The sequence below is a fragment of the Streptococcus mitis genome, from assembly GCF_946190065.1.
Lineage (GTDB): Bacteria > Bacillota > Bacilli > Lactobacillales > Streptococcaceae > Streptococcus > Streptococcus mitis_DE.
In genome coordinates, this window is the sequence record NZ_CAMHZD010000030.1 from 1 (window position 1) to 9,626 (window position 9,626).

The following is a 9,626-nucleotide window of genomic DNA, read 5'->3' on the forward strand; positions in this document are numbered from 1 at the left end:
AAAAGGACTCAGTCCTGTGCAATACAGAACTAAATCCTTCGCATAAATTAATTGTCTAACTTTTTGGGGTCAGTACAATTCAGGTGGGATTTTTGTTTATTAATACTCAATGAAAATCAAAGAGCAAACTAGGAAGCTAGCCGCAAGCTGTACTTGAGTACGGTAAGGCGACACTGACGTGGTTTGAATTTGATTTTCGAAGAGTATAAGATTATTTAACTGTTGCTGTGCTTGTAATCAATTCAACAGCTTTTTTGATAGTGATATCGTGTTTCAACATGTCAGCTGAAAGCAAGTTTTGAACTTGTGCAACTTCCATGTTGTAGTCTGCTGCCAATTGCTCGATTTCTTTTTGGATTTCTTCTTCTGAAGCGTCAAATCCTTCAGCTTTCGCAACTGCTTCGATAACAAGGTTAGTCTTAGTACGTGACTCAGCTTCTGCCTGATATTGATTGTGAAGGTCTTCTTGAGTAGTTCCAGTGATTTGGAAGTACATGTCAGGGTTGATACCTTGACGTTGCAAGTTTCCAAGGAATTCATTTACTGAACGGTGAACTTCTTCGTGGATCATTTCTTCTGGAAGTTCTACGATTTCAGCATTTTCTACAGCTTTATCGATTGCTGCACCTTCAACGGCATCTTTGTAAGCTTCTTCTTTAGCAGCAGCCAATTCATTGCGGTATTTTTCTTTCAATTCAGCAAGTGTTTCAACTTCTTCATCGATGTCTTTTGCAAGTTCATCATCAAGAGCTGGAACTTCTTTAGCTTTTACTTCGTGGATAGTTGTCACGAATTTAGCATCTTTACCTGCAAGGTCTTCTGCTTGGTAGTCTTCTGGGAATGTTACGATAACATCAACAGTTTCACCAGCTGAGTGACCTACCAATTGGTCTTCGAAACCTGGGATGAATTGACCTGAACCAAGTCCAAGTGAGAAGTTTTCACCTTTTCCACCGTCAAATTCAACACCGTCGATAGAACCAACGAAGTCGATAACAACAGTGTCGCCGTTTTCAGCAGCAGCTTCTTTGATAACCAATTCAGCCAAGTTGTTGCGTTCGCGTTCGATACGCTCTTCAACGTCAGCGTCAGTTACTTCTTTTTCAACATCTACTGATACTTCAAGGTTTTTATAGTCACCCAATTTTACTTCAGGTTTTGTAACGACTTCAGCAGTGATAACCCAGTCTTGACCTTTTTCCATTGAAGTTACGTCAATTTTTGGTTGAGCAACCACTTCAAGACCAGCTTCTTTTACAGCTGATTCATAAGCATTTGGCAAAAGAGCGTTCATAACGTCTTGGTAAAGTGACTCTTCACCAAATTTTTTGTCGAAGATAGGACGTGGAAGGTGACCTTTACGGAAACCTGGAACATTAAGAGATTTCTTCACTGAGTTGAAGACACGATCCAATTCTGGTTTGATTTGGTCTTGAGAGATAGTGAAAGTCAAGACACCACGGTTTGTTTCTTTGTTTTCAAATGATACAGACATTCTGTCATTTCTCCTTAAAATTTTTTAAATACAGTCTATTATAACATAAATGGGCGACTTTTTTCAAGTAATGAATGCGCTTTTCAATAACGCTAGAGGTACTTGCTTGCTTCTTTGATACTAAGGTCAGCCATTCTTTCCTTGTTTTTCTCAATGAAGCCTGCTACCCAAGTTGGATTCGTTTTGGAGTAGTCTCTCAGAGCCCAGCCAATGGCTTTATTGATAAAGAATTCTGTTTGATTCAAATTATGAAGCAGAATCTTTTCCAGTAATTGAACATTGGTCTTCTCTTTTCTTAACAACTGGTGGTCAATAGCGATGCGTCTCAACCAGATATTGTCTGACAGGCTCCATTGGAGGATTATTTTTTCCAGTTCCTGCTTCTCATACACCAAACTCCCTACTACTCGATCTAGGATATCCACCGTATCCCACCAGGATTTTGTGAAGATTAACCGCTCAAGCTTAGGTAAATCGTTCTCCGTTAGATAAGACTGCATTGCTTTCAAATAATTGGCAGCCACATACTGGTATTCTCTAGACTCTTTTTCCCAGCAAGTATCTACAAAATCCCAATCGATAATCTTTGTTTTTTTCGCTTCTGGAAAGTATTTTTTATAGAGTTTATTTCTTTCTGGCGCCGCAACGCCTAGAAAGGAAAATTGATGACGCATATAGGCCTCCATAGGCCCTGCTTTTTTAGGATTTTTTGCTGCTTCTAGCTCCTCAAGTAAATCTGTTAGACTCATCTAAAAATCCTCATGCCCTACCAAATGATGCTGAAAGGCATAGACTGCAGCTTGGGTACGATCGCTGACTTCAAGTTTGGCAAGAATGTTGGACACGTGGGTCTTGACCGTCTTGAGAGAGATAAAAAGTTCATCTGCGATACGCTGATTTTCGTAGCCCTTGGCGATGAGTTGGAGAACATCTCGCTCACGCGCAGTCAGGTCCTCATGTAGTTCTATGTGATTGCGGTGGTATTCGACTTTTTTGCTGACCTCTTGCTCAATGGCCAACTCCCCAGCAGCCACCTTACGGACAGCATGGAGCAGTTCGTCGGCACTAGAAGTCTTAAGCATATAGCCACGAGCACCTGCATCTAAGACGGGCATGATTTTTTCATTGTCCAAATAAGAGCTCACAATCAAAATCTTGGCTTCAGGCCATTCTTTGAGGATAGCCAAGGTCGCATCAATTCCATTTATCTCAGGCATAACGATATCCATGACAATGACATCTGGACGCAGTTTCAAGGCCAAGTCAATACCTTGAGACCCGTTTGCCGCCTCGCCCACAACTTCTACATCGTCTTGGAGGTCAAAGTAACTTTTCAAGCCCAATCGGACCATTTCATGGTCATCTACTAGTAAAATTTTCATCTCTACTCCTTTATGATTCCTTACCTAACAAGGGAATACGGATATCAACTGCCAGTCCTTGCTTGGGAGCTGTTAATAACTGAACCGTCCCTGCCATATCTTCGACCCGCTCCTTGATATTACGAAGTCCATAACTCAAGTCGTCTAAGCTCCCCAACTGGAAACCAATCCCATTATCCACCACCTTCAGCTGCAATTCAACATCCGTCTGATAGAGATAGACATCCAAACAAGAGGCCTGGGCATGGCGGAGGGTATTGCTGATCAACTCCTGCAAGATGCGGAAGATATGCTCCTCGATTTTCTTGGGCAATTTCGTCACATTTTGCTTGAAACTAACCTTGAGATCGCTCTTGTCCTCAAGCTCTTTTAGGAGAATTTGAATCCCTTCAATCAAGCTCTTCTGTTCCAATTCAACTGGTCGCAAATGCAAGAGCAAGACCCGCAAATCCTTCTGGGCTGTTTCAAGGATGGCTGTAACACTCTGCAACTGGATCTGCATCTTTTCTCTATCCAATTTCAAAGCCTGCTGACTGACGCCTGACAAAATCATGTGGGCCGCAAACAACTCCTGACTGACTGTATCGTGCAAATCCCGAGCAATCCGCTTCCGTTCTTTCTCGATGATTTCCTCTTCCTGAGCAAGACTGTGATTTTCAGCCTTTTGAAGTGCTTCTGTCAAGAGGTTAAGTTTGCCAGATAAGGACTTAAAGCTGGCATCCAAATCTGGATCTGCAACCTGAACCACTTCTTGCCCTGCCAACAAACGCTTAAGATTAGCCTGCATTTTTCTTAGAGAAAGCTCTTCCACACCTCGCCAAAACAGGGCTAAAAGACAGGTCATGGACAAGCTGAATACCAACAACAAAAAGACAAATTTTTCTGTTTTTTCAACATTATGCAGGAAAATAGACCAGTCAAAGTCAAGGATGTCCATTAAGCTGTGAGAGAAAAATAAGACAAACATAAAGGAGGTGAGAGCAATGATTACATAGGCTTGTTTTTTCATCCTCTAACCACCTCAACATCTCCAATCATAGTGGTCAAGAAAATCTTGACACTCTTGTTACTCTTAAGGTAGTCTCTTGTTTCTTGATGATAGTGTTCATTTCGGAGGGGTCGCTTGGGCTGGTTAAAGAAAGTCAAATCACCATAGAGACAGTTAACGCTGAGACTGACTTCCACATCTACAGGCACAATGATTTTGGTCGTACCTACCATCTTTCTGAGGATAATGACATTATCGTGATTAGTTAAGATGACCCTCTCCAGATGAATGGTATCCTTGCCCATGAGGCGAAAGAGATTGATATCATCAAACTGGCAAGTCTGGTAGCTTGAAAAATGATGGAGATTGCCAAACCAACGATTTTTCTCCTTCTTAACCGTTACCACCTCTTCAAAAACCAAATTGGTCTGCTCTTTTTCCTGGTTCATCATCGGATAAAGAAGAAAGAGGCTGTATATAACCGCAACAAAAATAGCTAAAATCACAAAAGGATTGAGCATGACGATGAAAAAGAAGAGAATGGTTGCCGCCACTAAAAGAAGATTATTGCCCTCTTTACCAGTGTAATAGCGAATCAAAAGCAAAAAGAGGAATAAAATCAGCAGAAAACGCGAAAAATGCTCTGATACCATCAAAATCAGAGCTCCTGTCAACAGACAGGCTTCGATAAATAAAAAGATTTTAAATTTTCTCATAGGTTCATCCTCTCCTTTCTATTTTATCACAATTCAAAAAAGCCACCTCGGTCTGAAGATGGAAAAAAGGCGGTGGTTACGCCTTTTTCATCTGATCCTTTGCTTCTTTTAATTTTCCATAAAGAATGTAATCTACGCTTTGCAAACCTGCTATAGTAGCACAATTAAGAGCACACATGATTAAGCGTAAATCCGCTTTCCAGCCTTGGATAATATCAATCACTTCTTCGACTGAATAGGTTTCAACCAATTCCAGAACGGTTCGTGACAGCCCTACAGCCTTTGCGCCAAAGACCAAACACTTAATCATATCCAGCGGGTTCCGAACCCCTCCGCTAACCAAAAGTTCGACCTTATCTTTCCAGTATTGGGCATTGAGAAGGGCCTGCATGGTGGACTGACCCCATTGATTGAGGTAATCACGTTGACCACTGCGACGGTTTTCAATATAGGCAAAGCTGGTACCACCACGACCTGATAGATCCACTGTACGAACACCCAATTCATAGGCTCTTTCGATGGTCTTCACATCCATTCCAAAGCCCACTTCCTTGAGGACAATCGGAACGGGGATTTGCTTACTATAGTCTGCCAGATTCGATTGCCAGCATCTGAACTTCCTTTCTCCCTCAGGCATGAGTAATTCCTGCATGACATTGACATGCACTTGCAGGAGAAGAGGGGTCATCTCATCTACAGTCTGAAGACCTAATTCGACAGGCTTGTCCAATCCAATATTGGTTCCAAGAAGGAGATTTGGATGACTAGACTTGACAGAAAAAGAGTCATCTGTTGAATCTTTGAGGGCTGCGCTATAAGATCCCGTCACAAACAAAATCCCACAGGCGTCCGCCACCTGAGCTAGTTTTTGATTGATTTCTTTACCTTTTTCACTCCCACCCGTCATGGCATTGATATAGAAAGGAAAATCCCACTTTCGACCAGCAAACTCTGTCGACAGATCGATTTCATCCAGGTCGTAAAGAGGCAAGGAAGAATGAATCAACTCCACCTCATCAAAGCTGTTGTAGGAACTTTTCTGCTCAAGGGCATAGCGGATGTGCTCATCCTTACGATTTGTCGTCATGTCCCATCCTTTCTTGGTATAAGAGCTCAATCCCCAGATCGGCCCAACGGTTTTTTAGGGTTTCAGTTGATTGCTCATTAAAACTCAAGGCAATACCACAATCACCACCACCAGCGCCGCTACTCTTGGCAACAGCCTGCAAATCTTGACTGGCTTCTTTCAACTGTCTAAGCGAAGGCGTGTAAATATCTGCGCTCAAGCTTTCTAAGAGCTTACTGGCTACTTCTACTTGCTCGATAATTTTTTCTGATTTCCCCTGTTCCAAGGCTTCTACCAAAGAAACCACCGTTTCTTTTGAGGAACTTAAAAAATTCTGATTGATATTTTGCTTGATTTGCTGGACCATGTGACTCGATACAGCCACTTCCTTGGTCCATCCCACTAGGAAATCACATTCTAGGGCAGGTTGTACGTGTGAGATTGAAAAGCCCCAATCACGCTCTAAAACAGTCGCTAAGTTTTCTTCTTCCAACCAAGCAGCCACCTTCTGGCGATCAAATGACTGGTAGAGAACCAAATCCTCTGCCACAATACAGGCAATGTCCCCCATAGAACCATTGTCTCCGCGCTTAAGCAAGACAGCACTGGCCAGCTTGAACAAGAGATCCTGATCAACCGAAAGATTATATAGAGCCAGCAGAGCCTTGATGACCAAGACAACGACGCTACCGCTAGAACCTAAACCAAACTTTTTCCCTTCTCGTTCCATTTTTCCTCGGATTTCCAAAGAAAAAGGTCGCAAGGTCTCCCCACGATAAACGAGGAAATCTTCCACTAAAGCAATTGTTTCTTGAATCAAGCTATAGTCAGGATTTGGTGTCAAATCCACTGCAAAATCAAACAGATCCGAATAGATACGATAACTATCAGAAAAAGCAATCTCTCCCTTCATATAGATAGGAATGGCCTTTATCAAGGCCAACTGCCCTGGCTCTAAAATAGCATATTCACCTGCCCAATAGAGTTTTCCGCAAGTTTTAACAGCAATCATCTTGACTCAAATCCTTTGTTTTTGACACAATCAAGCGATAACGTTGACCGAAGATTTCTGATAAATGCTCCAAGTCTTTCTCTTGACAGAGAACCTTGACATTGGGACCAGCATCCATAGTAAAGTAGCAGGCTTCCCCTTGCTCACGAAGCTGGCGGACAAAGTCCATTGCTTCATAGCTTGCATCCGTCAGATAAGAAAAGGCTGGTGATGCTGTTTTGGTCGTAGCGTGCATAGCCAGGGCATTTTCCTCCGTTAACTCCCCAACCTTGGCAAAGTCATTTTCCTTGAGATAAACCAGCATATCCTGATAGTCTTTCTCAGACTGACGGACCCAGTCATCAAAAGTCGTCGAAGTTTCCACACAGAGTTTCATCCCGTCACGGCTAGAGATTGGTTTTTTCTTGTCCTCTAGTACCAACATAATCATAGCTAGTTTCAGGTCTGTCTCTACCAGGTAAATCTCTCCGCTATCCTTGTCCCAGGCACCTAATGGTCCATAAAAACTCCGAGAGGAAGAGCCTGAGGCAAACTTCGCTTCCTGCGCTAGCTGACTTCTATCCAATCCAAGCTTGAAATAAGCATTACAAGCCTTGACCAGGGCGGACAAACCACTAGAACTTGAGGACAGACCCGCCGCGGTAGGCATATTATTTTGAGTATCGATACGGACAAAGCCCTCACCAGCTGGACGGTAACGGTCAATAATCTTACTCATTTTGGCATGCTCCGCCTCATTTTGTAGCTGACCATTGATATAAAAGGCATCAGCCATCGCATCCGTCGGTAGAGGCGACAAAGTCGTCTCTGTGTACATATTTTCCAAAGTCAGAGAGATACTGCTAGTAGCAGGCACCATCTCTTTCTCTTTTTTCTTTCCCCAATATTTGATAATAGCAATATTTGCGTAAGAACGTACTGTTACAGGCTCTCTATCCATGTCTGAACAGCTCCTTTCTCTTCTAATCTTTCTGCTAGTTCTTGAGCTTGAGTCAAATTGGTTGCCAAAGCTATGATACAGCCTCCTAGCCCACCACCGCTCATCTTGGCACCCAGAGCACCATGGCTAAGAGCCGTTTCAACTAGAGAATCCGCCTCAGGGCTACTAACACCAATTTCTTTTAGATGTAAATGCGCTTGACTGAGGATTTTTCCCAGTCCTTCAGCATCTTTTCGTCTAATCGCATCTTCTGCCTGCTGGGTCAATTCCCCCAAGGCATGTAAAAACGGCAGGGCATCCTTCCCCTTGTTTTGAACCACTTGGATGGCTTCACGAGTATGACCATAAACGCCCGTATCTGCAATGACCAAATAGGCAGATAAATTCATCTCAAGCTCTGTAAATCCTACGTTTTTAATAAAGCGAATAGGTTGGTCACTTAGACAGGTCTTAGCATCCAAACCACTAGGATTCATATGGGCAATCATCTCAGCCCGATTGACCAAGATTTCCAATACATCATGAGGCAGATCAGCCTCATAGTAGTCAAATACCGCACGAATAGCCGCTATGCTGATAGCAGCTGACGAACCCATTCCCCGTTTCTCAGGGATAGCCGAGTCAATCTCACAGCGAATACAGGCTTCTTTGATATCCAAATACTCCAGCGAAGCATAAACTGCCATGGACAAGGTATCCTCTTCATAGAGACGCCAAGGACTCGCTGCAGGAACTACCTTACAAGTCACCTCCACCTCCAAAAGAGGCAAGGAAATAGCAGGATAACCGTAAACAACCGCATGCTCTCCTATTAAAATAATCTTACTATGTGCCTGACCGACACCAATTTTTTTTGTCATTTTTTCCTTTTACTAGACGAAAAAACCGTCTCATCTTTTCATACAAGTATTTATTCTCTCCTATCTATTTTATTATATTTTCACAAAAAAAGCGATTGTTTCCATTCACAATCGCTTCTTTCATTATTGAACCCATTCGCCATTATAGTTGACGTAGTAGCCATCTACAGTGGTATTCACTGCCAAAGCACCTGAGCTATAAGCATAGTACCATTTGCCATTGACCTGGAACCAACCTGTCGTCATATCGTCATTACTTGCATTTAGATAATACCAAGTTGAGTCTTCCTGATACCAACCAGTTGCCATAGCTCCTGATGAACGGAGATAGTACCAGTTGTTCCCAAGGTTTTGCCAACCAGTTTTCATATCGCCATTTGGCTGATCTAAATAATACCAAGTTGAGCCTTCCTGATACCAGCCAGTTGCCATTGCTCCTGATGAACGGAGATAGTACCAGTTATTACCAAGTTGTTTCCAACCAGTTTGCATTGCAGCAGTTGTTGGATCTAGATAGTACCAAGTTGAGTTATCATTGGTTCAACCACGTGCTAGTTCCCCAACAGTCAATCTGTTGATGCGAGAATCAAATCCATCATCCTTCAGTAAATAATACCAGTGCCCCTCATCATAAACCCAACCAGTTTTTAAGGTGTGATAACTACGTTGATCTTCAAAATAATAGACTCGTTTCTCTGCTGGACTATCATATTGTTCCCCATGATGTTTGTTGGTATTTGTAGCAGTTTTTGCTTCTAAAACTTGCTTACCAACAAATTTTTGTAGTACCCCATCTTGACCAAAGTAAAACCAATCTGGTCTAAAAGCAATATCTTGCCTTAGAGAAAAACCAATCGTAACCCCTTCGTGTGGAGCAGGTATATATTGCCAGCCGACAACCATCTCTCCAGATAAAGAATCAAAATAATAGTACTTACCATCAATCACTCGCCAGTAGGTTTCTTTGAGGTCCCCCTTCTTGTAGTAGGTTCTTCCGTTTTCTTGGACAAATTTCCAACCCTCTGAATCAGTATCATCCGCCAATACTGTACTTGTCGCCAGTAAGCTAAAGAAAAAGACTGCTAATGCGATTGTACTGACCCCAAAAAGTTAGACAATTAATTTAAGCAAAGGATTTAGTTCTGTATTGTACAGGGCTAAGTCCTT

At 42.5% G+C, this 9,626-nt stretch carries 9 protein-coding genes and 1 pseudogene; all 10 read right to left on the reverse strand.

The window, feature by feature from the left end; translation table 11 throughout:
- Window positions 1–211: 211 nt before the first annotated feature.
- On the reverse strand, window positions 212–1,495 hold the full coding sequence (gene tig / locus OCF96_RS09620; RefSeq protein ID WP_261447031.1) for a trigger factor: 1,284 nt from the start codon (window positions 1,493–1,495) through the stop codon (window positions 212–214).
- A 92-nt stretch (window positions 1,496–1,587) separates the two neighbouring features.
- Window positions 1,588–2,244, reverse strand: a complete 657-nt coding sequence (locus tag OCF96_RS09625) for a DNA alkylation repair protein (protein WP_023946579.1) — start codon at window positions 2,242–2,244, stop codon at window positions 1,588–1,590.
- Window positions 2,245–2,877: a response regulator transcription factor gene (locus OCF96_RS09630; RefSeq protein ID WP_023946580.1), complete on the reverse strand. Its 633-nt coding sequence runs from the start codon at window positions 2,875–2,877 to the stop codon at window positions 2,245–2,247.
- Between the two features lie 10 nt (window positions 2,878–2,887).
- A complete protein-coding gene (locus OCF96_RS09635; protein ID WP_023946582.1) occupies window positions 2,888–3,886 on the reverse strand; it encodes an envelope stress sensor histidine kinase LiaS in 999 nt (332 codons plus the stop codon).
- On the reverse strand, window positions 3,883–4,581 hold the full coding sequence (gene liaF, locus OCF96_RS09640) for a cell wall-active antibiotics response protein LiaF (protein WP_261447032.1): 699 nt from the start codon (window positions 4,579–4,581) through the stop codon (window positions 3,883–3,885). The genes OCF96_RS09635 and liaF overlap by 4 nt, the downstream gene beginning before the upstream one ends.
- 76 nt (window positions 4,582–4,657) lie before the next feature.
- A complete protein-coding gene (gene fni / locus OCF96_RS09645) occupies window positions 4,658–5,668 on the reverse strand; it encodes a type 2 isopentenyl-diphosphate Delta-isomerase (RefSeq protein ID WP_261447033.1) in 1,011 nt (336 codons plus the stop codon).
- Window positions 5,652–6,659: a phosphomevalonate kinase gene (locus OCF96_RS09650; RefSeq protein ID WP_261039947.1), complete on the reverse strand. Its 1,008-nt coding sequence runs from the start codon at window positions 6,657–6,659 to the stop codon at window positions 5,652–5,654. Before OCF96_RS09650 ends, fni begins: the two co-directional genes overlap by 17 nt.
- Complete coding sequence (gene mvaD / locus OCF96_RS09655) at window positions 6,646–7,599, reverse strand: diphosphomevalonate decarboxylase (RefSeq protein ID WP_084927844.1); 954 nt, start codon at window positions 7,597–7,599, stop codon at window positions 6,646–6,648. The genes OCF96_RS09650 and mvaD overlap by 14 nt, the downstream gene beginning before the upstream one ends.
- Window positions 7,581–8,459, reverse strand: a complete 879-nt coding sequence (gene mvk / locus OCF96_RS09660) for a mevalonate kinase (protein WP_261039957.1) — start codon at window positions 8,457–8,459, stop codon at window positions 7,581–7,583. Before mvk ends, mvaD begins: the two co-directional genes overlap by 19 nt.
- Window positions 8,460–8,582: 123 nt before the next feature.
- Window positions 8,583–9,551 (reverse strand): annotated as a pseudogene (cbpF, locus tag OCF96_RS09665) (choline-binding protein CbpF).
- Between the last annotated feature and the right edge of the window lie 75 nt (window positions 9,552–9,626).